At 50.9% G+C, this 232-nt stretch carries 1 protein-coding gene; it reads right to left on the bottom strand.

What is annotated here, in order from left to right; genetic code table 11:
* Positions 1-232, bottom strand: a 232-nt coding sequence (locus AAEY78_RS15140; protein WP_352340345.1) for an ABC transporter permease subunit, incomplete at both ends; no start/stop codon positions are given.

The raw sequence follows: 232 nt of genomic DNA, 5'->3' as shown, positions 1-232 counted from the left end.
ATAGAGCAATGCCCATTTGATATTGGGCAAGGTCACATGCCAAAAAGTCTGCCAACCGGTGGCACCCAAAGTAAGCGCGGCCTGCTCCTCACTATCACCTTGAGTCTGCATCAGCGGTATCAGCTCACGTGCGACAAAGGGAAAGGTCACAAATAACGTGGCTAACACAATACCCGGAACGGCATAAATAACTTGAAAGCCCATGCTCTCAAGCCAGCCACCAACGGTAGAG

The sequence above is a fragment of the Psychrobacter sp. 16-MNA-CIBAN-0192 genome (assembly GCF_040309565.1).
Classification (GTDB): domain Bacteria; phylum Pseudomonadota; class Gammaproteobacteria; order Pseudomonadales; family Moraxellaceae; genus Psychrobacter.
This window is presented reverse-complemented; position numbering and strand designations above follow the sequence as displayed.